The following is a 23,951-nucleotide window of genomic DNA, read 5'->3' as shown; positions in this document are numbered from 1 at the left end:
TGGTCTGCTTATACTGGCTCGTGGACACGGGGTGCACCGTCCGGTGCTGAGATCAAACCCGTGGAACCTGATCTAGTTCGAACTAGCGAAGGGATGTCCGCGTGACTTCTTCTTGCCATACCCAATTCCCGCCCAGCTCCGCCCTGCCCGCAGTGCCCCGCGTGCTCTCCATCGCCGGGACCGATCCGACCGGGGGGCGGGGGCCGCCGCAGACCTCAAGTCGATCACCGCCGCCGGCGGCTACGGCATGAGCGTGGTGACCGCCCTGGTCGCTCAGAACACCCATGGCGTGCGGGATCTCCACGTCCCGCCCACTGATTTCCTCGCAGCCCAGCTGCGCGCCGTCAGCGACGACGTCACCCTCGACGCCGTCAAGACCGGCATGCTCGGCACCGCGGAGATCATCGCCACGGTCACCGCCTGGCTGGGCGACGTCCAACCCACGTTCCTCGTGGTCGACCCGGTCATGATCGCCACCAGCGGGGACCGCCTCCTGCAGCCTGAAGCCGAGCAGGCCATGGTCGCCTTCTGCCGCCGCGCCACCCTGGTCACCCCCAATATCGACGAGCTCGCCGTCCTCACGGGCCAGCCCCGTGCGACCACCGAGACCGAGGCCCTCGACCAGGCCGCGGCGTGGTCCGCGCAGTCGGGCGTGGCCGTCGTCGTGAAGACCGGGCACCTGGACGGCACCCGGGTCACCAACACCTGGGTCAGCCCGGACGGCACCCGCCACCCGGTGCCCTCCACCCGCGTGGACACCACCAGCACCCACGGCACCGGTTGCTCCCTCTCGGCCGCCCTGGCCACCCGCCTCGGCCGGGGGGACACCCCGCACGCCGCCCTGACCTGGGCCACCGGCTGGCTGCACGAGGCCATCCTCCACGGCGCCGCCCTGCAGGTCGGCTCCGGCCACGGCCCCGTGGACCACGGCCACCGGTCCCGACGGCTGCAGGCCGCCGGCGCGGCAAACCCCTGGTTGAGGCACGACGCCGTCCCCTGGGCTCTCGAGACACCGCGGGACCTGGGTGCCCCTGGGGTTTCTACCCTGGCTGCCGCCGTGCCGCCGGCCGGCCCCTGGACCGCCGCCCTCTGGGAGGCCGGAGCGGAGACCACCGCGGCCATCGGGGCCTCGGACTTCGTGCAGGCGCTGGTCGACGGCAGCCTGTCCGAGGCCGACTTCACGTTCTACCTGGCCCAGGACGCGCTCTACCTGAACCGCTACGCCCGTTCCCTGGCCGCCCTCGCCGCACGATCCTCCAGCACCGCGTCCCAGCAGTTCTGGTCCGAGGCCTCCACCGGCGCCATCACCGAGGAAGCCGACCTGCACCGCACCTGGATGGCCACCCGCCCCGAGGCCGCCCGCACCACCGCGAGCCCCGTCACCAGCGCCTACACGGACTTCCTGCTCGCCACCGCCCTCGGCGAGGACCGTGCCGTGGGGGCCGCCGCCGTGCTGCCCTGCTTCTGGCTCTACGCCCAGGTCGGCGCCGGGCTGCCGGAGGTGCCCGAGGACCACCCCTACGCCCTGTGGCTGGACACCTACCGGGACCTCGGCTTCGTCACTGCCGTGCAGGGTGCCCTGGACCAGGTGGAGCACGAACTCGCCGGCGCCTCCCCGGCCGTGCGCGCCGCCGCGGCCCGCGCCTACCTGACCGCCTGCCGGCATGAGCTCGAGTTCTTCGAGCAGGCCCTGCGGCTCGAACCGGAAGCCACTGGCCCCTCCACTCTCGCTGCACCCTCCACCCCCGCAGCCCCCTCTGTCCCCGCCACTCAGCATGAGCTGGCCGGAGCCGCCCGATGACGGCGGCCGCCCCCGGACACACACCCGCGCAGGCACCCGGCCTCACACCCAGAAACGCACCGACGCTCCCCGCGGCACCGGCCGGCGTCGCGGCCATGCCGCCCGAGGGGAGGGCCGCCCTGCGCGCCGGGGTGGTGGGCAACTGGATCGACAATATCCACGTCTTCCTGCCGGTGACCGCCCTGGCCCCGGCCATGCTCGTGCTCGCCGGCCCGTCGGCCACCGCCACGTCATCGATCGGGGCGCTCATCATCGTGGCGATGCTCTTTGGCCGCCCCGTCGGCGGGATCGTCTTCGGCCGGATCTCCGACCGGCTCGGGCGCACCCGCACCACCCGCATCGCGATCGCCGGGACCGCCGTGTGCGCGCTGGCCATCGCCGCCATGCCCACGCACGAGCTGCTCGGCGCCGGGACCGTGGCTCTGATCTTGGCGCTGCGGTTCCTCGGCGGGATCTTCGTGGCCGGGGAGTACTCCGCGGCCATCCCGCTGGCCATGGAATGGTCCACCGGGAAACGCCGCGGCCTCATGAGCGGGCTGATCCTCTCGATGGCACCCTGGGCGCAGGCCACCATCGCGTTCTCGGTGGCCGGGCTGCTCGCCCTGATCGGCCCGGAGCACTACGCCGCCTGGGGCTGGCGGCTGCTGTTCGTGCTCGGTGCCGCCCTCTCCCTCGGCATGTTCGTCTACTACCGCCGCCAGGTGGCCGACGCCCCCGTGTTCCACCGCTCCCGGGACGCCGCAGCCAACTCCTCCGCCGCCCCCAACGCGACCAGCACCTCCGGCGAGCCGGCAGCGGCAGGCGAGCGGCCGGCGTCGGGCCTGGGATCCCTGCTCGCCGGGCGCTGGGCGAAAGCCTTCTGGCAGGTCTTCCTGCTCATGACCGGGCTCTGGCTGCTGACCTACAGCACGGTGCTGCTGCTGACCGAACGCCTGACCACGGACTCCGCGCTGGACCCGGCGGCCGTGCCCGTGGTCATCGGGCTGGCCTCGGTGGCCCAGGCGGTCGTGATGGCCGTGGCCGGTCACCTCTCCACGTTCACCGGCCGGCGACGACTCTTCATACTGTGGGGTCTGGTGGCCGCCCTGGCCGGGCCGGTGGTGTGGTGGCTCGCCGTCACCACCTCCACCTTCCTGCTGGCCGCCGTGTTCGCCGCGGTGCTGCAGGTCATCACCGTCTCCGCCTACGGGCCGGTCTCCGCCTACCTCTCCGAGCGCTTCCCCACCCGGATCCGCTCCACCGGCTACGGCATGGGCTACAGCCTGTCCCTGGTGGTGCCGGCGCTCTACCCGTTCTACCTGCCCTTGATCGAACCGCTGCTGGGCCGCCACGGCTCGGTCATGGTGCTCGTCGGCCTCGGGGGACTGCTGCTCGCCCTCGGCGCCGCGCTCGGACCCCGGCTCGCCCCGAAGGACCTGGTGGACGACCTGGATGCGGTGGCCGCGGGGACTGTTCCGACGGGGGTGTCCCGTTGATCCGCGACCCGGACCTGGCCGCCGTCGCGCCAGTGATCCGTGCGGTGCGCGAGCGTGCGCCGTTGGTGCACTGCCTCACCGCCACCGTGTCCATGGGGATCGTGGCCGACGGGCTGCTGGCCGCCGGCGCCCGCCCCATGATGACCGAGACCCTGGCCGAGGCACCCGTGGTGACCACCGTGGCCGACGCGCTCGCGGTCAACCTCGGCACCCTGAGCACCGACGCGATGGACGGCATCCCCGCCACCGTCGCCGCGGCCGTGCGGGACGGCCGCCCCTGGGTGCTGGACCCCACCGCGATCGGGCTGGCCCCCGTGCGCACCCCGCTGGCCCGGCGGCTGCTGGATTCGCAGCCAGAGGTGGTGCGGGGCAATGCCTCGGAAGTGCTCGCGCTCGTGGGAGCCGGCGCGGGCGGGCGCGGGGCGGACTCGGTGGCGGCCCCGGAGGCCGCCGAGGACGCGGCCCGGGAGGTGGTGCGCAGGACCGGGGGCGCCGTCGCCGTCTCCGGTGCAACGGACCTGGTGCTCGACGCCGGCCGGCAGGCTTTGCTCACGCGCGGCACCTCGCTCTTGACCCGGGTCACCGGCACGGGGTGCCTGCTCGGGGCGCTGACCGCGGCGTGCTGCGCCGTGGAGGTGGACCCGTTCCGTGCGGCGCTGGCCGCGACCACGTGGCTGGACCTGGCCGGGGAGCTCGCCGCAGAGCGGGCCGCCGGGCCGGGGAGCTTCCGGGTGGAGCTCCTGGACGCGCTGGATGCCGTAGGACTGGTCGTGGAGAACGGGGTGGGGCAGTGAACGGTGCTTTGTCGCGGCGGGATCCCCTGGACCTGCGCTGCTATCTAGTGACCTCGGGGACCGGGCGGCGCACCGTGGAGGTGGCGGCCGCAGCGGCGGGTGCCGGGGCCGGCGTCGTACAGGTGCGGGCCAAGGACGCGACCGCGGCCGAGCTGCTCGAGCTGACGTGTGCCGTGGCCGAGGCCGTCCGCGCGGCGAACCCGGCCACCCGGGTGCTGGTGGACGACCGGGCCGACGTGGCATTCGCCGCCCGGGCCCGGGGCGCTGCGGTCCACGGCGTGCATCTCGGGCAGGACGACCTGCCGGTCCAGGCGGCGCGGGAGCTGCTGGGACCGGACGCGATCATCGGGCTGACCACCGGCACCCTGGAGTTGGTCCGCGCGGCGGAGGGACTGCGCGGGCTGCTCGACTACATCGGGGCCGGGCCGTTCCGGCTGACGCCGACCAAGGACTCCGGACGGGAGCCGTTGGGGGTGTCCGGTTACGGTCCGCTGGTGGCGGCGACGAGGCTGCCGATCGTGGCGATCGGGGACGTCACCGCCGCGGATGCCGCCGCGCTCGCGGGGACGGGCGTGGCCGGCGTCGCGCTGGTGCGGGCCCTGATGGAGGCGGCGGATCCGGGGGCTGTGGTGCGGGAGGTCCTGACGGGGTTCTCGGGTCCTTGAGTTCAGAGTCGCCATCATGATTCGACGGCCAGCATCCAACCCCGCGTTTTGAGGGCAGAAGTTGCTGGTAGTTCTGCTCCAGCGCAGGCTGACGCCCCGGATTACTGCGTGACGTCGAACTTCTGGGTGTCGAGGAGGCCGCCGTCCAGGCTGAACATCTCGCCGACCTCGACCGTCACGGGCGATTCGTCGCGGAGCGTGAACGGCACCTGGACGTCGATCGAGGCGCCGGGCTTGAGATCGGTCATGGAGTTGTTGGAGTCGAGACCCTCTACTCCGATGGAGTAGGCGTCCAGCTCGATGCCGCCCTGGAAGGCCTGTGTGGTGGTGGACATCATGAAGCTGGTGGTCTCCTCCGAGCCGTTGGTGAACTCGAAGTCCACGACGATGACCGGGGCGCCCTCATAGTCCTCGGAGAACGACGCGCCCCCGATGGTCACGCCGAGATCACTGGTGGACTTTTCCTCAGCAGCCGGTGCGACGGCCGGCGTCTCGCTGGTCTGCTGGAGATCCACGGTCCAGGTCTCGCCCAGGGCACTGACCTCATAGCTGAGGGTCTCGTCCTCGAATGTGAAGGTCTTCGTGTCGTCGCTGGAGGCGAGCAGCGCCGTGCCGGTCCGGTCGGTGTCGTTCTCTGAGTCGAAGGTGAACGAATCGCCTGCGTCCTCGGGGAAGCCTGCGGTGCCGGCCCAGTAGAGCGCCTTCTCGCCATCGTTGAGCCAATAGACGGAAATGGTGTCGTCGACGATCGTCGCGGATTGGATGCTGGCGTTGTCCTCATCGGCTTCGCCGGACTGTTCCCACTCGCCGGTCAGATCGATCGGCGCGGCCTCTTGCGAAGCGGCCACCTGCTCTGCGGCGGGGGACCCGGTGTCCTCGGTGCCGGCGGTGCAGCCGGTGATGCCGAGGGCGAGGAGTGATGTGAAGGCGATAGTGACGACTGAGCGGGTGCGCATGGGGAAATGCCTCTCCCTGGTGGGTGACGGTGGTACTGGTGCTATGCCCCGTCCGGGGACCCGGGGGGAAGGTTCCGTGGGCACCCAGGGGGCCGGGGCCGTCGTCGTGCGTCTTCTGAGAGGCGATCGCCTGAGCGACTGACTCGGCCACCGGTTATCACGTCCCCGGGCGGAGCTACCTTCGGGGGACCGCGTCCGGATCGGACCGACCGGACCGTCGCCGAGCCACACCGAAGGAAGGCCCTCCATGACCGTCCCACCAGAACTCCCGGACTTCGCCACCCTGATGGGGATGCGGCGGGACGGAAGAACACTGCGGGAGATCGCCGACGCCCTCGACGTGATCCCCTCCGAGGTCTGGCGCCAACTGACCGACGGTGCGCAGGGCGCGCAGCAGGACACGCAGGCCTCCGCCGGGAGCGCTGCCGGAGATCCTCGCTCCGTCGAGGAGATGACCGGGTGGGACATCGACGCCCGTCACCGGAACACCGGGGCCATGCGGAGGTTGATGACGTTCAACCGGATGCAGCAATGCCTTGAGGTGAAGGAGTCGCACCGCCGGGATCTGCTGGACTGGGTCCAGGAGATGAGCGGTGTCGGCGTGGTCCTCGACTACCACCCCGAGGCCTCGCCGAACGATGCCTGCCGGACCGGTGGGTTCTACTTCCGCAGGAGGGAGACGGCGGACGAGTACTTCTTCCGCCGGCATGGTTAGGCGCCTTGCGGTCTCGATACACTCCACCCATGTCTTCGCAGACCTTCATCCCTGCCGACTTCGATCCGCCGGTCCTGCTGGTCACCGACCGGTTCCGCCTGGAACCGCTGGGCCCGCAGCATAATGAGGCAGACCTGGCGGCGTGGATGTCCAGCGTGGAGCACATCCGGTCCACGCCCGGATACCCGGACGGCAACTGGCCGCCACCGGAGGGGTATCCGCTGGAGCGGAACCTCGAGGACCTGACCCGGCACGCCGCCGACTTCGAGGCCCGCAGGGGATTCACCTTCACGGTGCTGAGCCCCGGCGAAGGGGACGTGATCGGCTGCGTCTACCTCTACCCGCCCGAGAAGGAGGGGTACGACGTCACCGTCCAGTCCTGGGTGCGGGCCAGCCACGCAGGCCTGGACGGTCCCCTGGCCGACGCGCTCGTGGAGTGGATCGCCGAGGACTGGCCCTGGGAGCGGCTGGACCGCTGCGGGCGGTGAGGACGGCCGCAGCGGCCCTCCGCAACTGCTGGAGCTACGCCGGCTGGGATGCCTCCACGCTGGTCCGGCGGCGATACAGGGGGCAGGCCGGGATGGTGTAGCGGCACAGCAGCGCGCCGACCACGGCGGCGGAGCCCACCACGCCCACGATCGGCCCGGCCGGCGACGGCAGTTCCTGGACGAGCACGAAGACGCCCATCGCCAGGACGAAGAACCCGAAGCCCTCACGCAGCGCGTTCTCGGGGATGATCCCGGTGAGCTTCGCGCCGATCAGCGAACCGGCGATCGCGGCGGCGGTCACCCCGGCCACGAGGCCCCAGTCCAACTGGACGCTCGTCAGGTAGCCACCCAGCCCGGCGAAGGACTTCATGGAGATGACCACCAGGGAGGTCCCGACGGCGGCCGGCATGGACAGTCCGCCCAGCAGCACCAGCGCGGGCACCACCAGGAACCCACCGCCGGCACCGACGAGACCGGTCACCAGGCCCACGACGAGCCCCTCGATGACGACCTTGACGACGGGCAGCCGCGTGGCCTCATCCGCACCGGCGGCGACCGAGTTCTTGCGGCCGCGGATCATGGCTGCCGCGGTGGCGACCATCATCAGCGCGAAGGCGATCATCAGGAGGGTGCCCGGGATGTGCCCGCCGAGCAGGCCGCCGCCGAAGGCGCCGGCCATGCTGGCACCACCGAAGACCAGGCCGGTGCGCCACTTCACCCGGGCATTGCGGGCGTGGGAGACGACACTGACGATCGAGGTGGTGCCCACCACGAACAGCGAGGCGGCGATCGCCTCCCGGGCCGGCAGGCCTGCCACGTAGGTCAGGATCGGGACGGTGAGGATGGACCCCCCGCCGCCCAGTAGGCCGAGGGAGACCCCGATCAGCACCGAGAGCGCGAGGGTGACGATGAGCGTGGCGGTCACGGCAGCTGTTGGATCGCGGACCGGGAGGTGGGCTCGGAGGCGGCCTTGTTCCACGGCATCCTCGACAGGACATTGCCCATGGCACACGTGTTGGTGGCGGCGGAGAACGTCAGTCCGGCACCGATGGCGCCGGCCACCATGCTCACCTTGGGGGAGATGAGCCTGCCGCCCAGCATCCCCGCCAGTACGAGGGAACCGGCGGCCATGCGGACCTGGCGCTCCAGGGACCAGCGCCGGGCGCCGCGGACGACGTCACCGCCGGCCGCATCGAAGGCCGGAACGCCGCCGGTGAGGACCGTCGCGTTCTCCAGGCCGGCGGTGTTCAGCCGCGTGCGGGCCTGTCCTGCGCGGACACCGGACTGGCAGACCAGCACCACGTGGCGGTCCAGGCGCTCGGCCACCTCATCGGCGTGCTCGGACAGCAGCGGCAACGGGACGTTGTAGGAGCCTTTGATGTGCATGCCCTCGAACTCCGCGGCGGAGCGGACGTCCAGCACGATCAGATCCTCGTGGAGCTCCATCCGCTCGCGCAGGGTGTGGGGGTCGATGTCGGTCAGGGCGGGGTCTGTGAGGGTCAAGGGGATTCCCTTCCGTTCGGTGGATATGTCTCCACGAGTCTGACAGATACCCCCACGGGTATGCAACACACCCCTGGGGGTATAGGATGGCGGCTGACGCCCCGCTTCCCCGACCCCTAAGGAACGCCCATGGAACTCAATCCCACCGAACTCAAGCCAGCCATCAACCGACTCAAGCGCGCCCAGGGGCAGCTGGCCGCGGTGACGCGGATGCTGGAGGAGGGTCGGGACTGCAAGGACGTGGTCACCCAGCTCGCCGCCGTCTCCAAGGCGCTGGATCGGGCCGGCTTCGCCATCATTGCCACCGGCCTGGAGCAGTGCCTGGCCAAGGAGGACGGCTCTATGGACAAGGCTGACATGGAGAAGCTCTTCCTCTCCCTGGCCTGACCTTCCGAGTCCCCGGATCGACGCCAAGGGCGCCCCGCGACAGCGGGGCGCCCTTTCTCTGTCTTGTCACCGTCTGGTCATCGCGCTGACCCGCGAGGGGTCAGGCGGTCGCCGGCTCCTGAGTCTCCGCGGAGGTCTCCGGCTGGACGCCGTTGCGTCCGGCCCACGCCGACCAGACGTTGTAGCTGCCGTCGAGCTCCACGACGTCGTGCCCGGCCCGGCGTAGGGTGCTGGCGGCCACCGAGTTGCGCATCCCGGACTGGCAGTAGGTCACGATGGTTCCCTCGGCAGGCAGCTGGTCCTGGTGCCACAGGACGCGGCCGGCGCTCAACTGGCGCGAGCCGGGGATGTGGCCGTCGGTGTGCTCGGTCCTGTTGCGCACGTCCAGGATCAGTGCGGCGTCGAAGTCCTCGAGCTGCTCCGGCTGGATGAGCCGTGGTCTGCTGGTCGGCAGGCCCTCGAGGCCTGTGACGTAGCCCTTGACCTGGTCGATGCCCACGCGCACCAGGTGGTCCCAGAACTCCTGGGCCTGCTCCTGATCCTGCGCCAGCAGCACCAGCGGGCGGTCATCCGCCTCCGGATCGTAGGCCCAGCCGCCGTAGGTGGCCATCTTGTCCTGGTTGGGGATGCTGATCGACCCGGCCACGGTCCCGGCATGGACCTCGTCCACCGGGCGGGTATCCACGAAGGTGATCCGATCCTGCTCCAGGTCGCGGGCGACGTCCTCGAGGGACAGCTCCTGAAGTGGCGCGCGATCACCCATCACGGCCGGGCCATCGCGGTTCTCGCGCTTCATGCGGCCGAAATAGGCGTGGGCGTCCGGCTGGCCCTCCAGCAGTTCATCGATGAACCCCTGTTCGTCGTCCTCGGCGAGGTACTTGCCCCACCAGGAGGACAGGCGCTCGTAGCCGACGGTGGAGGACGGGATGGCACCCAGGGCCTTGCCGCAGGCCGAGCCCGCGCCGTGTGCCGGATGGACCTGGACGTAGTCCGGCAGGGTCAGGAACCTCTCCTTCAAGCTGCGGAACAGGTCCTTGGCACCGTCGAAGCGGGTGTCCACCCCGCCGGCGGCCTCGTCCAGCAGGTCCGGCCGGCCCAGATCTCCGGAGAAGACGAAGTCGCCGGTGAGCATGTACCCCGGCGCGTCGCTGAAGGCCCCGTCGGTGATCAGGAAGGACAGGTGCTCGGGCGTGTGGCCTGGGGTGTGCACCGCCTGGACGGTGATGTTGCCGACCGTGATGGACTCGCCGTCATGCAGGAGGTTGGCCTTGAACCCGTAGGACCAGTCCGGTCCGCCCTCGCCGGAGACGTAGATCTCGGCGCCGGTCTTCGCTGCCAGCTCGCGAGTGCCGGAGAGGTAGTCGGCGTGGATGTGGGTCTCGGTGACCGCCACGATGGTCATGCCGTGCTTGGCGGCCAGCTCCAGGTAGGGGGTCAGGTCCCGGCGGGCGTCCACCACGACAGCCGTCCCCTCGGCCTGGCAGCCAATGAAGTAGCTGGCCTGGGAGAGGTCCTCGTCATAGATCCGTTCAAGCAGCATAGGGTCTCCTTCATGCGGTTCCAGATACCCCCTTGGGTATCTATTGCTGGCTCGACCATAATACGGCGGGGGGTATCACGCAAGGTCTTGTACGATGGTCGGCGGATACCCCCATGGGTATGCAACAATTGAGTCGGAGGGCCGATGTCGGCCACGAGACCGAACCATCAAGGAGTGCAAAATGTGCCAGGCGGCAACGTGCAGGAAATGCGGCAAGACCACCTGGGCCGGCTGCGGCAACCATGTGGACCAGGTGATGCGGAACGTCCCGGTGGCCAATCGGTGCTCGTGCGATCAGAAGGCCTCTGCCGGAGTGGGTGGCGGCGCATCGTCGGACACCGGCTCCGGCTGGCTGGGCCGACTCTTCGGACGCTGAGTCTCCCGCACCGGACGCCAGACCTCCTGCCTATGCCTGTTCCCTGAGGCGCTCCACCTGCCGTTGCAACGTCCGGTTGCGGGCCTCGAGCTCCAGGACCAGGCGGATGCCGGCCAGGTTCAGACCCTCGGACAGCAGTTCGCCGATGCGGCGCATCCCGGTCGAGTCCACCGGCGACCAGAAGCAGCTCGTGGAGTCCGCCGCCTAGGGCCATCGAACCGGGCCCCGGAGACAGTTCCGGGGCCCACCCCGGGCCCCAGCCCCGAATGCCCCACGCGCAGTGGGTCAACGCCGATACCGGTGCTGCCGTGGCGGTGGTGCCGATGTGGGCGGACGACTCCGAGCACCGGTCCTTCGGGGTGTTCTACCTGCCCCCGGACGGGGACATCTGGATTCTGCATCCCGGGGTGACGCATCGATCGCGGCCGTGCGGGGGGCGACCGGGCCGGCGTCGTAGGGGTGGTGCACTGCGCAGATGCCCGACCATGGCCTCGACGCCAGGTGCCGGTGAACAATGGAACCGTGCCCGCGCAGGAGGGGCCGGGCCGAATGGCCGGGCAACAACGGGCCGTACATTCTGAGCCAAGGAACCTCCCATGTCACCGTCGCTGCAGGACTTTCTGGACACCTTCCCCACACCCCTCGAGGCCTTGAGTCAGCCTGTCCGTCCCGGGCCCGTGTTCCCCTATCCGCAGGAGCACACCAACTGGCGTGACGAACAACGTGCCTGGGCGCAGACCGCCACCCTGTTCAACCAGTCGTGGCATATGGATGACCTCTACCTCTCCGGTCCAGATGCCAAGAAGCTGCTCTCCGAGACCTCGGTCAACGGGTACGACACGTTCTCCGGCGGCCGAGCCAAGCAGTACCTCGCCGTCAACGAGGACGGCATGGTCATCGGGGACTCCATCCTCTTCGGGCTCTCGGACGAGCTCTACGCCGTGGTCGGGGCACCGGCCACCATGAACTGGCTGATGTTCCAGGCCGAGCAGAGGGGATACGACGCCCACCTGGAGCTCCAACCGGGGCGGCTCTTCGCCGGGGAGGGGCCCGTATCGAAGCGGCTCTTCCGCTACGAACTCGAGGGGCCCCATGCGCAGAAGATCCTGGAGAAAGCCGTGGGTCGTTCCTTCGACCCGATCAAGTTCTTCCGGATGGGAGAGTTCGAGATCGCAGGGGTCCCCGTCCAGGCCCTGAGCCACACGATGGCCGCCGCGCCCGGTGCGGAGAACACCGGGCTGGAGATGTTCGGACCGGAGGAGCACCGCGAGGAGTTCCTGCAGGCGATCCTGACCGCCGGCGGGGAGTTCGGGATGGTGCGGGGCGGCTCCATCGCCTACGGATCCACCCTGGCGGAGAGCGGCTGGATCCCCCTGCCCGTCCCGGCGATCTACTCCGGCGAGGCCATGCGCCCCTACCGCGAATGGCTGCCCGATCCGGGCTTCGAGAGCCGCGGCGTGGTGCTGACCGGCAGCTATCGACCCGAGACCGTCGGCGGTTACTACCGCACGCCGTGGGACCTGGGCTACGGACACATGGTGAAGTTCGACCACGACTTCATCGGCCGTGAGGCACTGGAGCGGATGAAGGACGAACCCCACGGCCGGAAGGCCTGGCTGGTGTGGGATCCGCAGGACGCGCAGCGGATCACGGCCGGATCAGAGCTGGGCCGTCCCGAGCAGTACCGGCCGCTGGACCCGTACAAGATGTCTGCGTTGCACCACGATGAGGTCCGTGTGGGGGATCGGTGGGTGGGCACCACCCACGTGCACGCCTTCACGGTCAACGTCGGTTGGGTGTCCCTGGCTGCCGTCAGTGAGGCGGAGGTCTCCGAAGGGGACGCCGTGGAGATCCGATGGGGCGACCACGACGGCGGGGCCTCCAATCCCTATCTCCCCGACCATGTGACGACCACCATCCGTGCTACCGTCCGCTGGACGTCTCCGGGGCCGCGGTCCTGACGGCCGTGGGGATCGAGGGGTCTCGCCCCGCGGTTACCGCAACGGGCGCTGGGACCAGGGCGGCCGGCGTCGTGATCGTCCAGATGCCCCAGACCATGGAAGGGTATGAGGGAACAGGGAACGAGAATCGTGACACTCAGGGGAATCAGAGGCGAACCACAGCCATGACGACAATCGCCGACCACGACGCCTACATCGCCGCGGCAGCCGAGCCTTTCCGGCCCGAACTGCACCGGTTGCGCTCGATTCTGGCCCGCACCCTGCCAGAGGCGGAGGAGATCGTGGCGTATGACATGCCCGGGTTCAGGATCGGTGGCTCAATCGTTGCGGGCTATGCGGCGTTCAGCAAGCAGTGCGGGCTGTATCTCCAGCCGGGTGCCATCTCCGAGCATGCCGAGGACATCGCGGCCGCCGGCCTCAAAGCGACCAAGACCGGCATCACCTTCTCCCCGCGCCATCCGATCCCGGAGGAGCTCGTCGAAAGGCTGGCTCGGGCGTCGCGTGAGGACGCGGCGGCCTGACGGCCCACGCTGTTCCAGTCCGGGTCTTGTCCGGGCGGGGTGGTGGGCCAGGTGCTGACCGGGTCAGGCGCCGGGCGCGGCGGCCGCGGGCAATAGCTCAAAGGGCGCCGGGGGTGTGGCGATCCCGTTGACCTGGAGCGCGATCGCATGGCCGCCGGGGTGGTAGCGGCGGGTGGTGATGGCCCGGAAGGAGTGTGCCCGGCTGATGACCATCTCGTCTCCGGCGCCGAGATCGGCGGTGGTGAGCTTGAAGACCTTGGTGCTGAGGGTGCCGTTCGACTTGCGGTGGTGGATGATGTAGTCGATGGCGAGGCGGGCGGGCTCTGGGCCGCTGTTGCGCAGCACCGCGCTGAAGCGGACCTCGCCGCCCCAGGGCACCTGCGTCTCGGTGAGGTGCGGGCCCTCCACGTCCACCGACGCGGGCGCGAACCCGAGCAGGGCGAGGGCCCCGGGGTGGCCGTTCTTGAGGAGGGTGCGCAGGCTGTGGCGAACGAGCGCGGGAGTCGTCGGCTCGGGCAGGTCCAGCCACCGTTGTGCGGTCTCGACCACCAGATCCGGGGCATCCCGGCTGAGGTCATTGAGGTGGTTGGCCACCGAGCGCCGTACGTAGTCGCTGGGATCCCGGTACAGCGCGTCAAGGAGGTGCACGGTCAGGCCGGGATGCGTGGTGATGCCCGGGACGCGCACCGCCCACGGCAGGTAGGGGCGGGTGCCCTCGCTGGCCAGGCGTCTGACGTGCGCGTCCGAGGAATCCGTCCAGCCGGCGATGATCTCCAGGCCCCGGGGGAGGTCGTGACGCAGGAGGATGCGCAGGGAGAACTCAGAGATGAGCCGGCCCGTGAGTTCGGCCAGGAGCGCCATGGCATCCGTGAACGCGGCATCGGTGTCCTCCCGGACGGCCCGGACGGCGACCGCGCCGGTGACCGGCCAGATGAGCCAACCGGAGAAGTCCGAGCTACCGTCCCGCGCCTGACATATGACGTGGGCGAGTGCCTGGTAGTCGCCAGGAGCTCGTCGGCGGAAGGCATGCCCTCAGTATCTCCGAGCCGGGATCCTGCCACATCCTCCACACCTCTCGCGTCCCTACCCGGCCTGACAGCGGGGCCGGAACCGGCCGACGTCGAGCCGGTGCTGGTGGAGGTGCTGTCTCGTCCGGGTCAGTCCTGGTCCTTGAGGCGGTCCAGCTCTCGTCTCAGCTGCCGGTTGCTGGCCTCGAGCTGAAGGACCATGCGGATGCCAGCCAGGTTCAGGCCCTCGGACAGCAGTTCCCCGATGCGGCGGAGCACGGCGACATCCCGGACGCTGTAGATGCGGGTGCCGCCGGCCGTCCGCTCCGGTTCCAGCAGTCCGCGGTTCTCATACTGGCGGAGGTTCTGCTGCCCCATGCCCACCATCTTGGCCGTCACCGAGATGCTGTAGACGCCTTCGCTGTCCTTCTGTGTTGCCACTCCGGCTCCCTTCCGTCGCTCCGAAAATCCACTGATTCCACTCTTGCACGATCTGAGTTCACGAGGTATAAAAATATGCGTCAGCCAGTTTAGATTTTCCTAACTGGCCAGCGTAGGGAAACCGAACATCTGTTGGGAGTGAGCAATCATGCTGATGCGTACCGATCCATTCCGCGACCTTGACCGACTCGCCGAGCAGGTGCTGGGCACCCGGTCCCGGCCGGCGGCCATGCCCCTGGAGGCCTGGCGGGAAGGAGACCAGTTCATCATCTCGTTCGACCTGCCCGGTGTCGAGGCGGACTCGATCGACCTCGGGATCGAGGGCAATGCCCTGACCGTCCGGGCCGAACGGAAGCAGCGGGCCCCCGAAGGGGCCGAGATGCTGGCGTCCGAGCAGCCGCGGGGACTCTTCAGTCGTCAGGTCATCCTGGGTGAACGGCTCGATACCAGTGCGATCAAGGCAGGTTACGAGGCGGGCGTCCTGACCGTGCGGATCCCCGTGGCGGAGCATGCCAAGCCGCGGCGCATCACGGTGGAGGCGACCGGCGACCAGAAGCAGCTCGTGGAGTCCGCCGTCTAGGGCCCACCGAGCAGGGGCCCCGGAGACCGTTCCGGGGCCCATTTCCTCGATCCCGAGGTGCTGGAGCCGCCGATGAAACCGGCCACTGACCACTGACTTCTCTCCATGATCCGTGATGTAATGTCGCTCACAATCATTCGCACGGATCAGTTGGCAGCAGTCCGGGGTCGGCTTCGCTCCCATGCCGTTGTACTGCCTTCCGTGCCCCATGAACCGGATGTTCGATCAAGGACGACGAAGGGAATCTCACGATGAGTGGACGCATGGAGGGCAAGGTCGCCTTCATCACCGGAGCGGCGCGGGGGCAGGGTCGCAACCACGCGGTCCGGCTGGCCAAGGAGGGCGCGGACATCATCGGTGTCGATATCTGTGCCGACATCGACACCGTCACGCCGTTCTATCCCCTGGCCACGCGGGAAGACCTGGACGAGACGGCCCGGCTGGTCGAGGCCACCGGCCGGCGGATGGTGGCGAAGGTCGCGGACGTCCGCGACCTCGAGGCTCTGCAGAAGGCCTTCGACGACGGTGTCGCGGAACTGGGCCGTATTGACACGGTCGTGGCGAACGCGGGAATTGCCACCTACGGCCGCGCCTGGGAGATCACCAGCCAGATGTGGCAGGACATGATCGATGTGAACCTGACCGGCGTCTTCCACGCCGCCAAGGTGGCGATTCCCCGCCTGATCGAGCAGGGCGACGGTGGCTCGATGGTGTTCACCAGCTCGATCGGTGGCCTCAAGGGAGTCCAGCACGTGGCGCACTACGTGTCCGCGAAACACGGCATCGTCGGGCTCATGCGGAACCTGTCCAACGAACTGGCTCAGTATCGCATCCGGGTCAATACGATCCATCCGACCAATGTGGACACCATGATGATCCAGAACCCGGGAACGTATTCGATGTTCGTCCCGGAGGACCCGAACCCGACGGCCGAGAAGGCCATGCCCGGGATGATGTCCTTGAACTCCCTGCCCGTGCCCTGGGTCGAGAGCGACGACATCTCCAATGCCCTGCTGTACCTGGCCAGCGACGAGGGTCGCTACGTCACGGGCATCACCCTGCCCGTCGACGCCGGCGCTTACGCGAAGTAACGGCACCATCCAATGGCGGTAATGGTCGAGCACTAAGGGGAACCCATGACATTGACAGCATCGGTTGATCGACAGGCGGCTGACGTCGCCGAGGACTGGCTCAAGGCCTTCGAGGGACTGGTAGCGGAGGGCGGGAGCACGTCCTTCGGCGAGGTCTTTACCGACGATGGCTGGTGGCGTGACGTCCTCACCTTCACCTGGGACTTCCGTTCATGCCACGCTGCCGAGGCAGTGGGCGAGCTCATCGCCGCGGCGAGAGAGCAGGGGGCGGGCGGCTTCGAGCTCGCGCCGAGTGCGGAGCCAGCCTATGGCGAAGACGGGTCCACGATGATGGTGCTGTTCGCCCTGCGAACCCGGCATGGCCGTGGCACCGGAGTGGCGCACCTGGCCTCGACACCTGCGGGTTGGCGGGCCGCGACCATCTTCACCCAGCTCGACGAGCTGACGGGATTAGAGGAGACGACCGGCCGGCGTCGTCCCCATGGTGGGGCCCACGGTGCCGGGCGGGCGGCCCGGAACTGGCTGGAGGAGCGCACCCGGACCCGGGACTTCACGGATACTGATCCCGAGGTCATGGTCATCGGCGGTGGGCACGCGGGTCTCTCGCTGGCCGCTCGTTTGGGCCGGCTTGACGTTCCCACCCTCGTCATCGAGCGTGCCGAACGCATCGGCGACAGCTGGCGTCATCGGTATCGCTCCCTGGTGCTCCACGACCCGGTGGGTTCGAACCACCTTCCCTATCTGCCCTTCCCCAGCAGCTGGCCGGTCTTCACCCCCAAGGACAAGATGGGGGACTGGCTGGAAACCTACGCCAGCGCCCTGGAGCTCAATGTCTGGACGAACGCGGAGGTTGGGGAGGCCAGCTACGACAAGGCCCAGGCGCGCTGGACGGTGACCGTGCGGCGCGACGACGGTTCGGAGCGAAGCCTTCACCCTCGGCACGTCGTGATGGCGACGGGACTGAGCGGCAACCTGCCGCATGTGCCAGAAATCTCAGGACAGGACACCTTCGGCGGGTCGGTCATCCACAGCCGGTTCTATGATTCGGGCGCGGAGTACGCCGACAAGCGGGTGCTCGTGGTGGGCGCGGGCAACAGTGCCCATGACATCTGCCAAGACCTCGCCGAGCACGGTGCCCAGGTGACCATGCTGCAGCGTTCGGAGACCTACGTCATCCGAGCCGAGACGGTCGTCGACCTCATGCTGGGCCTCTACTCCGAGGACGGGCCGCCCACTGAGATCGCGGACCTGATCGCGTGGTCCACCCCCAACCTGGCGGCCGGCGACGGTCTGCGAGCGGCGACGGCCGCGGCGGTCGAGCGGGACCGGGAGGTCCACGAGGGACTGAAGGCCGCCGGCTTCAAGCTCACCCTGGGGCCCGACGACACCGGAACCATGATGCTGTTCCTGGAACGCAACGGTGGCTACTACATCGACGTGGGTTGTTCCCAGCTGATCGTCGACGGCACGATCGCGGTCAAGCAGGGCGTCGAGATCGACAGGCTGGAGCCCGGTGCCGTGGTCTTCAACGATGGTGAGCGTCAGGACATGGATGCCGTGGTGCTGGCCACCGGGTACACGGGGATCCTCGATACCGCACGGGACATCCTCGGCGAGGAGGCCGTGCGTGACTGCGGTCCCGTCTGGGGACTGGACGAGGAGGGGGAGCTGCGCTCCGTCTGGCGCAGGTCCGGTCAGCCCGGCCTGTGGTTCATGGGTGGCAACCTGTCCTTCGTCAGGCCGGGATCCAAGTATCTGGCCCTCCAGCTCAAGGCCGACCTCGAAGGTCTGGTCTGACCGGTCCGCGAACAGCAAGCCATCCCGAGGAACAGAAGAACAGAGGGACACTGTGTACAAGAACATCTTCCAGCAGGCTTGGGTCACCACCGACCTCGATCGTGCGGTGGAGGTCTTCCGCGAAGAGCAGGGCATCGGCTCCATCGCGGTCTTCAAGGACTTCGGACTCCCCGTCGCCGATAGCGAACCGCTGGTCATCGACGTCGGCCTCTGCTACGTGGGCGACCTGCAGTTCGAGATCATCCAGCCGGTCTCCGGCCCGGCCGACCTCTATCGCCGCCATCTTCCGGACAGCGGCGATTTCGCGCTGAAGTACCACCACATGTGCAGCGTCCTGGACTCGGCCGAGGAATACGGCCGAGTGCTGGAGGACTACCGCAGACGCGGTGTCACCATCGAGGTGGAGGGTGGCTTCGGGGATGGGGGTCGGTTCTTCTACGCCGACACCCGTGACGCGGTGGACCACTATCAGGAGTATGTCCTGCTGGACGAGGCGACCAACGAGTTCATGGCGTCGCTGCCACGAAACTGACGGAGGGTCGAGCGCTGACGCCAGGTGAAGCGGCGGTCCCGGCACCTCAGGTGACGGGGCCGCCGCTCTTGGGGACGATGCTGATGGCGCCGGAGGGTTCCAGGACGGCCCACTTGATTTGGTCCATCCGTTCGAGCCCCTGGCTCTGGCGCGCCGCGCCCAGGATGTCGTCCTCGCTCAGATGCTCCTTGGCCAAGGCATTGTCCAGGGCGCGGCCATCATGGACGAGGACCAACGGCACGCTCTCCGTGACGCGGTTGAAGAACGGCAAGCGCCAGCCGAGGAAATCGGAGGCCCGGTCCAGGCCGAAGAGGGTGGCGATCACGAGGGCGGCGTTCACGATCGAGAAGTCCTCGCCCAGCAGGGCCTGCTGCGTCGCCTCGCCGACGAGCAACAGCAGGACGAAGTCGAACGTGGTCACCTGGGCCATCGACCGCTTGCCCGTCATACGGAAGAGCAGCATCAGGATCAGGTAGATGACGAGTGCGCGCAGCACGGCGTCCCTGGGGTCTCCTTAGGGCAGAACGAATTGGGTGAAGCCGACCGAATCCCCGCCTGCGGCCACCCGGCCATCGAGAGATCCGTACCCGGTGGCGCGGAACGAGATGGTCGCCGTGAGGTCGCCCGGCTCCAGCACGTCGAACTCGTACGCGACGCCACCGGGGATGGCGTACTCCGTACTGGGCTGGGGCGCGATCCCGGAGACGTCGATGTCCTCGACCCAGGAGCCGGTCACCCTGAGGGTGATCTGGTCGTCCTGGACGGTCTCCTCGGAGAGCCGCAGGACCAGGGTGTCGTCCGCCAGGTTGCGCGCGATCCTCTGATGATCGATGCTCACGTGGCCGGAGTCGCTGGTGGTCGAGTTGTCACTCAGGGGGCCGTTCCCGAAAAGCCCCAATAGGCCCGCGACGATGAAGAGCGCCAGGACAGCCCACCCGACGCGGACGAAACGCCACTCACGCCGTTGGAACCGGGCGTGATCCTTGCTCTCCAACTGTTTGCCATCGCCTGAACGGTCGGGCTCCCACTGGTCAGCCATGGCCTCAAGCTAGCACCGGGTTACTGTGCGGACCGATAGGTGGATCATCGTCATCGTGAGCAGTCCCTCGGTGGGCGTGGTGAGGCGCCGGGTGGTCCCGCTACACTGCGCCCATGGTCACTCAGGCGTTCATCCCTGCCGACTTCGATCCGCCAGTCCTGCTGGTCACTGACCGGTTCCGCCTCGAGCCGCTGGGCCCACAGCACAATGAGGCCGACCTTGCAGCGTGGGCGTCCAGCATGGAGCACATCCGGTCCACGCCCGGATACCCGGACGGCAGCTGGCCGCCGCCGGAGGGGTATCCGCTGGAGCGGAACCTCAGGGACCTGACCCGGCATGCCGCCGACTTCGAGGCCCGCCAGGGGTTCACCTTCACGGTGCTGAGCCCCGGTGAAGGTGACGTGATCGGCTGCGTCTACCTCTACCCGCCCGAGAAGGAGGGCTGCGACGTCACCGTCCAGTCCTGGGTTCGGGCCAGCCACGCCGGTCTGGACGGTCCCTTGGCAGACGCGCTCGTGGATTGGATCGCCGAGGACTGGCCGTGGGAGCGGCTGGACCGCTGCGGGAGGTGACGGCCGAGCGGTGGGGTCTACCCAGCCGGCTTTGACGGCGAGCCACGCTGATCCTGCCGAGCCCCAGTGATAATCACTGTGACTGAGCTGTGTGCTCCTGGTTGGAGTTATCAACAGAAGATTGACAACAAAGTGTTGATTCTGACAGGCTGACCGCATGACCCCAGCTGTCCCTGATGAGTCCCACGAACTCCATGAAGTCGCCGCCGCACGTGACCGACTGCTCGGCGCCGGTGCCGACGGCCTGCCGCGTTTCCCGTGGCAACGGGCCGGAAGCCCGCCCGATGACCTGACCCTGCTGCGGTTCACCCTGGATCGGGCCAACTCCGCCGTGGGGCACGCCGATCATGACGACCTACGCGCCGCTCTGCGGCTCGTGGAGTCGGCGCGGGAGGACATGGCCGCGCTCGAGGCCGGACTGCTGCTCGTGGCCCGAGCGGAGGGACTGACCTGGCCCGACATCGCCGGACAGCTCGGGGTGAAGTCACCCCAGGCCGCGCAACAGCGGTTCCAGCGGGTCTCCTACCGCACCCAGGCCGGCACCGCGGAGGACCAGCCGTGACCGAGCACCACGTCGCCACCGTCTGGCGATCCCACCCCGAACTGCTCGTGCTCAACGCCGTCCGCCTGGGCGGCTTCGCCGAGACCGCGGCTGCCGCGGAACGGGCCGATCTGGACGCCGACACCACGGAGGGCGTCCTCCTCGACCTCGGCCGAGTACGCCTCGTCGAGCGCACGGACTTCGCCGACGCCACGGGCTGGATCCTCACGGACGCCGGACGAGACCGCCTCACCGCCCTGCTCGCCGAGGAGCGTGGGGACTCCGGGGCCGAGCCCACCCTGACCGACGCGGCGGACCGATTCGAGGAGCTCAACGCTTCGTCACCCTGCTGACGCGCTGGCAGCTCGGGCCACCCGCCGAGCAGTCCGCCCGGCGCGCCGACGTGCTCCGCGAGTTGAACGAGCAGGGCGAGTCGCTCGGGCATCTCCTCGAAGACCTGACGCACCGCCTGCCCCGCTTCACCCGCTACCCGCGCCAGTTCGCTGCCGCCGTGCAGAAGGCGCGCGCGAGCGAGGACCGGTGGGTGGCCGGCGTCGGGATCCTGTCCTGCCACACCGTCTGGGCCGAACTCCACCAAGACCTGCTCGCCAGCCTGGGGCGCGCTCGCGGCGCGGAACCGGGACCGAGCGGGGCGTGACCGTGGCGGCCCGCACCCTCTACCTCGTACGCTACGGGGAGGCGGACGCGGGACGCCGCTCGGCGGACGCCCTGGTGAGGCGGTTCGGTCGGTCGAACGCGCCGGGCCAGCGCGCCACGCACGAGGTGCTCGTCACCCACGCCTACCCCATCGCATGGCTGATCCGTCAGGCCCTCGCCTTCCCGCCCGCATGCTGGATGTCCCTGGCCGGGATCGCCAACGACTCGCTGACGATGCTCGAGGTCCGCGAGGGCGAACCGCCGGGCATCGTGATGGTCAACGACCAATCCCACCTGCCCGAACCGCTGCGCTGGACCGGCTTCCCCGGCGGGACGCGGCCGTGACCGCGGCGACGAGGAGGGTGGCCCTCCGGGACGCCGGTGATCCGGCGGAGTGCGGTGGCAAGGCGGCGCCCCTGGCCCGGCTGCTCCGTGCCGGATTCGCCGTGCCGGACGGCTTCGCGATCCCGGTGGGCGTCTACCGAGAGGTGGCGAGCGCACTGGGCCTGGAGCGGCTGGCCGCCGGCCACCACCCTGAGGCACGACGCCGGCTCCTCGCCTCCAGTCTGCCCGCGGCGGTCGCGGACGGGGTGCGGGAGGGGCTGAGATCTCTGGGCGGCCCGGTGGGTGGGGCCGGTGCCGTGACCGCTCCCGTGGCCGTGGCGGTGCGGTCCTCCGCACTAGGAGAGGACGGGGCGCTGGCCTCGGGGGCCGGCCAGCATGAGAGCGTCCTGAACGTCCGAGGTGCGGAGGAAACCGGCCCGGCGGTCCTGCGGTGCTGGGCGTCGCTGTGGGGAGAGCGTGCGGTGGCGTACCGAGCGCGGCACCACGCCAGGCCGGTTGGAGCGGCGGGTACGGGGGACGAAGGGGGTGCGGGCGGGATGGCCGTGCTGGTCCAGCGGTACGTGGGCGCCGAGGTCTCCGGGGTGATGTTCACCGGAGCACAGGCCGATGCGCAGAGCGGGATCGAGGCCGCGGGGGGCGCGGGGGAGCCGGTGGTCTCCGGCCGGATCACCCCGGCCGTCCGTGGCCTCGACCATGCCGTCATGGACCTCCGTGAAACCCAGCAGCACGTTCTGCACGTACTCCTCGCCGATCCCCTCGGCCACCGTGGCCGCGGCCGTGGTGCCGATCGTGGAGGCGATGTTGCCCATGATGATGTTGGCGCCGTCATTGGACTGGACCTGCAGCCGCGAGGACTGCGCGTCCGCGGCCTCGCCCGTGGACAGCCCCGCCGCGTTGGACGAGAAGTGCTCCGGGATGGTCAGCACCGCCAGAACGTCCCCGGACTGCAGGGCGGACTGCGCGGCCTCCGCGTCCATCGGCCGCCAGTCCAGGTTGGAGCTGGCCTCGTCCGGGTGCTCGAGCTCCTCCGCCAGGTCATCGCCCAGGTGGATCGTCTCGCCCTGGGATTCGGCCGGCTCGTCCAGGTTCACGACGGCGGCCGGCACCGCATCGAGATGACCCGTCGGGTCCTTGACGGAGCTGGTGAGCAGGCCCGAGTAGATCGAGGGGATGATCGCCAGGGCCAGCAGGATCACTCCGAACCAGGCCAGCGGACCGTACTTCCTCAGGGCCGAGGTGTCGGGTGACGACTCGAGGGCGGCCGGTGGTGCGGGCGGGGTGCGGCCTACCGACCGGGCAGGGAAGGCGCGCCGGTGGGCGGAAACCGGCCGGCCGGCGTCGTGCCTCAGGTGGTAGGTGGGCTTGGCCTTGCGGTGCTGGGCCATCAGCCGGCCCCTTCCGGGTCGGTGGCTGCGCGGACGGCGGCGATCTCGGCGGCCGTGGCGCCGGAGCTGGCCAGCAGCAGGGCGGAGAGCCGGCCGACCATGTCCTCGATCTCGGTGAGCGGGTCGGGGGAGGCGGCGAGCCACTGCTGGACGAGCCAGACGGTGCCGGCGGCCAGCAACTCGGCGCGCTGGGTGGCGGTGTCCGGGCCGGGGCGGCGGTGGATGATGGGGCCGAGCGGGGAGTGGTCCAGGAGGCGGTGGGAGATGTAGCGGACGAAGTCGCCGGCCACCTCGGTGGGGTTGAGCGTGATCGCCGAGAGGTGGAAGCGGCGGCGCTCGGCGAGGTCCGTCAGCAGGGTCAGGAAGGTGTCCTGCGCGAAGACCGTCCAGGTGTCCCCGAGCTCCACCGGTGGCACCCGCTCGAACGTGGCCTCCAACCGCTGCAGCGCGGCGGCGTTGACCAGGGGCGCCAGGGAGCGGCCGGTCTGGGGGTGTGGCTGCTGGTTCTGGGGTGGCGACTGATCGCTCATGGGTCGTCCTGCTGATGCTGCTGGCAGGACGAGGTATTACACTTGTCAATTTTTGAGGGCCAATCGAGCGGATCGTTATAAGTCAGACCGATGACAGGGCGGCCACTGGATGCTCCGGATTCTTACGCGTGTCAGGGGATTTCAGGCGTGGCTGGCAATGCTGGTCTCCTGTGGCGGCACTTGCTACGCTCCTGCCCATCGCAGGTCGGTGCACGTCTCATGGAAGCCCGGGCCGGCGGTCATCCCTCCGCA

At 69.3% G+C, this 23,951-nt stretch carries 28 protein-coding genes, 2 pseudogenes and 1 riboswitch; of the genes and pseudogenes, 19 read left to right on the top strand and 11 right to left on the bottom strand.

Features of this window, described 5'->3' with window-relative positions; genetic code table 11:
* Positions 1 to 17 precede the first annotated feature (17 nt).
* Positions 18 to 111: riboswitch (TPP riboswitch) on the top strand.
* A 136-nt stretch (positions 112 to 247) separates the two neighbouring features.
* Genes ACSU1G_RS06535 through ACSU1G_RS06520 form a run of 4 tightly spaced genes read left to right on the top strand, consistent with a single transcriptional unit; the run spans position 248 to position 4,735 of the window.
* Positions 248 to 1,801 carry a bifunctional hydroxymethylpyrimidine kinase/phosphomethylpyrimidine kinase gene (locus ACSU1G_RS06535; RefSeq protein WP_439279109.1) on the top strand — a complete coding sequence of 518 codons (1,554 nt, stop codon included), beginning with the start codon at positions 248 to 250 and terminating at the stop codon, positions 1,799 to 1,801.
* The gene (locus ACSU1G_RS06530; protein WP_439279108.1) at positions 1,798 to 3,276 is read left to right on the top strand and encodes an MFS transporter; all 1,479 of its coding nucleotides are present in this window, start codon (positions 1,798 to 1,800) and stop codon (positions 3,274 to 3,276) included. Before ACSU1G_RS06535 ends, ACSU1G_RS06530 begins: the two co-directional genes overlap by 4 nt.
* A complete protein-coding gene (gene thiM, locus ACSU1G_RS06525) occupies positions 3,273 to 4,070 on the top strand; it encodes a hydroxyethylthiazole kinase (protein ID WP_439279107.1) in 798 nt (265 codons plus the stop codon). The genes ACSU1G_RS06530 and thiM overlap by 4 nt, the downstream gene beginning before the upstream one ends.
* A complete protein-coding gene (locus ACSU1G_RS06520) occupies positions 4,067 to 4,735 on the top strand; it encodes a thiamine phosphate synthase (protein WP_439279106.1) in 669 nt (222 codons plus the stop codon). The genes thiM and ACSU1G_RS06520 overlap by 4 nt, the downstream gene beginning before the upstream one ends.
* Before the next feature lie 101 nt (positions 4,736 to 4,836).
* Here the strand turns inward: ACSU1G_RS06520 and ACSU1G_RS06515 are convergent, their stop codons facing one another.
* Positions 4,837 to 5,691 carry a DUF5067 domain-containing protein gene (locus ACSU1G_RS06515; protein WP_439279105.1) on the bottom strand — a complete coding sequence of 285 codons (855 nt, stop codon included), beginning with the start codon at positions 5,689 to 5,691 and terminating at the stop codon, positions 4,837 to 4,839.
* A 247-nt stretch (positions 5,692 to 5,938) separates the two neighbouring features.
* Here ACSU1G_RS06515 and ACSU1G_RS06510 point away from each other — a divergent pair, with 247 nt between their 5' ends.
* Together ACSU1G_RS06510 and ACSU1G_RS06505 are read left to right on the top strand one after the other, a co-directional pair.
* On the top strand, positions 5,939 to 6,406 hold the full coding sequence (locus tag ACSU1G_RS06510) for a hypothetical protein (protein ID WP_439279104.1): 468 nt from the start codon (positions 5,939 to 5,941) through the stop codon (positions 6,404 to 6,406).
* Positions 6,407 to 6,435: 29 nt separating this feature from the next.
* Positions 6,436 to 6,894, top strand: a complete 459-nt coding sequence (locus tag ACSU1G_RS06505) for a GNAT family N-acetyltransferase (protein ID WP_439279103.1) — start codon at positions 6,436 to 6,438, stop codon at positions 6,892 to 6,894.
* A gap of 34 nt (positions 6,895 to 6,928) precedes the next feature.
* On the opposite strand, the gene ACSU1G_RS06500 is transcribed toward ACSU1G_RS06505, so the two are convergent.
* Both ACSU1G_RS06500 and ACSU1G_RS06495 read right to left on the bottom strand, forming a co-directional pair.
* Complete coding sequence (locus ACSU1G_RS06500; protein WP_439279102.1) at positions 6,929 to 7,819, bottom strand: sulfite exporter TauE/SafE family protein; 891 nt, start codon at positions 7,817 to 7,819, stop codon at positions 6,929 to 6,931.
* A complete protein-coding gene (locus ACSU1G_RS06495; protein WP_439279101.1) occupies positions 7,816 to 8,397 on the bottom strand; it encodes a rhodanese-like domain-containing protein in 582 nt (193 codons plus the stop codon). Before ACSU1G_RS06495 ends, ACSU1G_RS06500 begins: the two co-directional genes overlap by 4 nt.
* A 129-nt stretch (positions 8,398 to 8,526) precedes the next feature.
* Between ACSU1G_RS06495 and ACSU1G_RS06490 the strand changes: the two genes are divergently transcribed.
* Complete coding sequence (locus ACSU1G_RS06490) at positions 8,527 to 8,784, top strand: metal-sensitive transcriptional regulator (protein WP_439279100.1); 258 nt, start codon at positions 8,527 to 8,529, stop codon at positions 8,782 to 8,784.
* A 100-nt stretch (positions 8,785 to 8,884) separates the two neighbouring features.
* Here ACSU1G_RS06490 and ACSU1G_RS06485 read toward each other — a convergent pair whose 3' ends face one another.
* Positions 8,885 to 10,324: an MBL fold metallo-hydrolase gene (locus ACSU1G_RS06485; RefSeq protein WP_439279099.1), complete on the bottom strand. Its 1,440-nt coding sequence runs from the start codon at positions 10,322 to 10,324 to the stop codon at positions 8,885 to 8,887.
* Between the two features lie 406 nt (positions 10,325 to 10,730).
* Positions 10,731 to 10,871, bottom strand: coding sequence for a hypothetical protein (locus tag ACSU1G_RS06480; RefSeq protein WP_439279098.1), 141 nt, complete (start codon positions 10,869 to 10,871; stop codon positions 10,731 to 10,733).
* Positions 10,872 to 11,296: 425 nt separating this feature from the next.
* Between ACSU1G_RS06480 and ACSU1G_RS06475 the strand changes: the two genes are divergently transcribed.
* Entirely contained in the window at positions 11,297 to 12,661 is a 1,365-nt protein-coding gene (locus ACSU1G_RS06475) for an aminomethyl transferase family protein (RefSeq protein ID WP_439279097.1), read from the top strand.
* Positions 12,662 to 12,825: 164 nt separating this feature from the next.
* On the top strand, positions 12,826 to 13,182 hold the full coding sequence (locus ACSU1G_RS06470; RefSeq protein ID WP_439279096.1) for an iron chaperone: 357 nt from the start codon (positions 12,826 to 12,828) through the stop codon (positions 13,180 to 13,182).
* A gap of 63 nt (positions 13,183 to 13,245) precedes the next feature.
* Here the strand turns inward: ACSU1G_RS06470 and ACSU1G_RS06465 are convergent, their stop codons facing one another.
* Both ACSU1G_RS06465 and ACSU1G_RS06460 read right to left on the bottom strand, forming a co-directional pair.
* Positions 13,246 to 14,043: a DNA alkylation repair protein gene (locus ACSU1G_RS06465; RefSeq protein WP_439279095.1), complete on the bottom strand. Its 798-nt coding sequence runs from the start codon at positions 14,041 to 14,043 to the stop codon at positions 13,246 to 13,248.
* A gap of 296 nt (positions 14,044 to 14,339) precedes the next feature.
* Complete coding sequence (locus tag ACSU1G_RS06460) at positions 14,340 to 14,630, bottom strand: MerR family transcriptional regulator (RefSeq protein ID WP_439279094.1); 291 nt, start codon at positions 14,628 to 14,630, stop codon at positions 14,340 to 14,342.
* A 148-nt stretch (positions 14,631 to 14,778) separates the two neighbouring features.
* Between ACSU1G_RS06460 and ACSU1G_RS06455 the strand changes: the two genes are divergently transcribed.
* The 4 genes from ACSU1G_RS06455 (at position 14,779) to ACSU1G_RS06440 (ending at position 18,630) form a co-directional block, all read left to right on the top strand.
* A complete protein-coding gene (locus ACSU1G_RS06455; protein WP_439279093.1) occupies positions 14,779 to 15,210 on the top strand; it encodes an Hsp20/alpha crystallin family protein in 432 nt (143 codons plus the stop codon).
* Between the two features lie 251 nt (positions 15,211 to 15,461).
* Positions 15,462 to 16,301, top strand: a complete 840-nt coding sequence (locus ACSU1G_RS06450; protein WP_439279092.1) for a mycofactocin-coupled SDR family oxidoreductase — start codon at positions 15,462 to 15,464, stop codon at positions 16,299 to 16,301.
* Between the two features lie 45 nt (positions 16,302 to 16,346).
* The gene (locus tag ACSU1G_RS06445) at positions 16,347 to 18,098 is read left to right on the top strand and encodes a flavin-containing monooxygenase (protein ID WP_439279091.1); all 1,752 of its coding nucleotides are present in this window, start codon (positions 16,347 to 16,349) and stop codon (positions 18,096 to 18,098) included.
* A 52-nt stretch (positions 18,099 to 18,150) separates the two neighbouring features.
* Positions 18,151 to 18,630 carry a hypothetical protein gene (locus tag ACSU1G_RS06440; protein WP_439279090.1) on the top strand — a complete coding sequence of 160 codons (480 nt, stop codon included), beginning with the start codon at positions 18,151 to 18,153 and terminating at the stop codon, positions 18,628 to 18,630.
* Between the two features lie 46 nt (positions 18,631 to 18,676).
* Here the strand turns inward: ACSU1G_RS06440 and ACSU1G_RS06435 are convergent, their stop codons facing one another.
* The gene (locus ACSU1G_RS06435; protein WP_439279089.1) at positions 18,677 to 19,126 is read right to left on the bottom strand and encodes a DUF421 domain-containing protein; all 450 of its coding nucleotides are present in this window, start codon (positions 19,124 to 19,126) and stop codon (positions 18,677 to 18,679) included.
* A gap of 18 nt (positions 19,127 to 19,144) precedes the next feature.
* Positions 19,145 to 19,669, bottom strand: a complete 525-nt coding sequence (locus ACSU1G_RS06430) for a hypothetical protein (RefSeq protein WP_439279088.1) — start codon at positions 19,667 to 19,669, stop codon at positions 19,145 to 19,147.
* 113 nt (positions 19,670 to 19,782) lie between these two features.
* Between ACSU1G_RS06430 and ACSU1G_RS06425 the strand changes: the two genes are divergently transcribed.
* From ACSU1G_RS06425 to ACSU1G_RS06400, 6 genes and pseudogenes are all read left to right on the top strand, one after another.
* On the top strand, positions 19,783 to 20,241 hold the full coding sequence (locus ACSU1G_RS06425) for a GNAT family N-acetyltransferase (RefSeq protein WP_439279087.1): 459 nt from the start codon (positions 19,783 to 19,785) through the stop codon (positions 20,239 to 20,241).
* A 157-nt stretch (positions 20,242 to 20,398) separates the two neighbouring features.
* Positions 20,399 to 20,803 (top strand): hypothetical protein, encoded by a 405-nt coding sequence (locus ACSU1G_RS06420; RefSeq protein ID WP_439279086.1) that lies wholly within the window; start codon positions 20,399 to 20,401, stop codon positions 20,801 to 20,803.
* Positions 20,800 to 21,135 carry a hypothetical protein gene (locus tag ACSU1G_RS06415; protein WP_439279085.1) on the top strand — a complete coding sequence of 112 codons (336 nt, stop codon included), beginning with the start codon at positions 20,800 to 20,802 and terminating at the stop codon, positions 21,133 to 21,135. Before ACSU1G_RS06420 ends, ACSU1G_RS06415 begins: the two co-directional genes overlap by 4 nt.
* A gap of 50 nt (positions 21,136 to 21,185) precedes the next feature.
* On the top strand, positions 21,186 to 21,440 hold the full coding sequence (locus ACSU1G_RS06410; protein ID WP_439279084.1) for a hypothetical protein: 255 nt from the start codon (positions 21,186 to 21,188) through the stop codon (positions 21,438 to 21,440).
* Between the two features lie 2 nt (positions 21,441 to 21,442).
* The gene (locus ACSU1G_RS06405) at positions 21,443 to 21,784 is read left to right on the top strand and encodes a hypothetical protein (RefSeq protein WP_439279083.1); all 342 of its coding nucleotides are present in this window, start codon (positions 21,443 to 21,445) and stop codon (positions 21,782 to 21,784) included.
* Positions 21,781 to 22,401, top strand: a pseudogene (locus tag ACSU1G_RS06400) (PEP/pyruvate-binding domain-containing protein); the annotation flags it as partial. The gene ACSU1G_RS06405 and the pseudogene ACSU1G_RS06400, both read left to right, overlap by 4 nt.
* A 117-nt stretch (positions 22,402 to 22,518) precedes the next feature.
* On the opposite strand, the pseudogene ACSU1G_RS06395 reads toward ACSU1G_RS06400, so the two are convergent.
* Positions 22,519 to 23,169, bottom strand: a pseudogene (locus ACSU1G_RS06395) (YhgE/Pip domain-containing protein); the annotation flags it as partial.
* Positions 23,169 to 23,699 (bottom strand): hypothetical protein, encoded by a 531-nt coding sequence (locus ACSU1G_RS06390; protein WP_439279082.1) that lies wholly within the window; start codon positions 23,697 to 23,699, stop codon positions 23,169 to 23,171. The gene ACSU1G_RS06390 and the pseudogene ACSU1G_RS06395, both read right to left, overlap by 1 nt.
* Positions 23,700 to 23,951 lie beyond the last annotated feature (252 nt).

It is taken from the genome of Microbacterium sp. A93 (assembly GCF_051842835.1).
This window is presented reverse-complemented; position numbering and strand designations above follow the sequence as displayed.

What these genes read in the sequence shown, in the direction of transcription:
- ACSU1G_RS06535 (WP_439279109.1), top strand. Translation starts at nt 248, where the DNA reads ATGAGCGTGGTGACCGCCCTGGTCGCTCAGAACACCCATGGCGTGCGG.
- ACSU1G_RS06530 (WP_439279108.1), top strand. Translation starts at nt 1,798, where the DNA reads ATGACGGCGGCCGCCCCCGGACACACACCCGCGCAGGCACCCGGCCTC.
- ACSU1G_RS06515 (WP_439279105.1), bottom strand. Translation starts at nt 5,691, where the DNA reads ATGCGCACCCGCTCAGTCGTCACTATCGCCTTCACATCACTCCTCGCC.
- ACSU1G_RS06510 (WP_439279104.1), top strand. Translation starts at nt 5,939, where the DNA reads ATGACCGTCCCACCAGAACTCCCGGACTTCGCCACCCTGATGGGGATG.
- ACSU1G_RS06505 (WP_439279103.1), top strand. Translation starts at nt 6,436, where the DNA reads ATGTCTTCGCAGACCTTCATCCCTGCCGACTTCGATCCGCCGGTCCTG.
- ACSU1G_RS06490 (WP_439279100.1), top strand. Translation starts at nt 8,527, where the DNA reads ATGGAACTCAATCCCACCGAACTCAAGCCAGCCATCAACCGACTCAAG.
- ACSU1G_RS06485 (WP_439279099.1), bottom strand. Translation starts at nt 10,324, where the DNA reads ATGCTGCTTGAACGGATCTATGACGAGGACCTCTCCCAGGCCAGCTAC.
- ACSU1G_RS06475 (WP_439279097.1), top strand. Translation starts at nt 11,297, where the DNA reads ATGTCACCGTCGCTGCAGGACTTTCTGGACACCTTCCCCACACCCCTC.
- ACSU1G_RS06470 (WP_439279096.1), top strand. Translation starts at nt 12,826, where the DNA reads ATGACGACAATCGCCGACCACGACGCCTACATCGCCGCGGCAGCCGAG.
- ACSU1G_RS06465 (WP_439279095.1), bottom strand. Translation starts at nt 14,043, where the DNA reads ATGGCGCTCCTGGCCGAACTCACGGGCCGGCTCATCTCTGAGTTCTCC.
- ACSU1G_RS06455 (WP_439279093.1), top strand. Translation starts at nt 14,779, where the DNA reads ATGCTGATGCGTACCGATCCATTCCGCGACCTTGACCGACTCGCCGAG.
- ACSU1G_RS06450 (WP_439279092.1), top strand. Translation starts at nt 15,462, where the DNA reads ATGAGTGGACGCATGGAGGGCAAGGTCGCCTTCATCACCGGAGCGGCG.
- ACSU1G_RS06445 (WP_439279091.1), top strand. Translation starts at nt 16,347, where the DNA reads ATGACATTGACAGCATCGGTTGATCGACAGGCGGCTGACGTCGCCGAG.
- ACSU1G_RS06430 (WP_439279088.1), bottom strand. Translation starts at nt 19,669, where the DNA reads ATGGCTGACCAGTGGGAGCCCGACCGTTCAGGCGATGGCAAACAGTTG.
- ACSU1G_RS06425 (WP_439279087.1), top strand. Translation starts at nt 19,783, where the DNA reads ATGGTCACTCAGGCGTTCATCCCTGCCGACTTCGATCCGCCAGTCCTG.
- ACSU1G_RS06420 (WP_439279086.1), top strand. Translation starts at nt 20,399, where the DNA reads ATGACCCCAGCTGTCCCTGATGAGTCCCACGAACTCCATGAAGTCGCC.
- ACSU1G_RS06390 (WP_439279082.1), bottom strand. Translation starts at nt 23,699, where the DNA reads ATGAGCGATCAGTCGCCACCCCAGAACCAGCAGCCACACCCCCAGACC.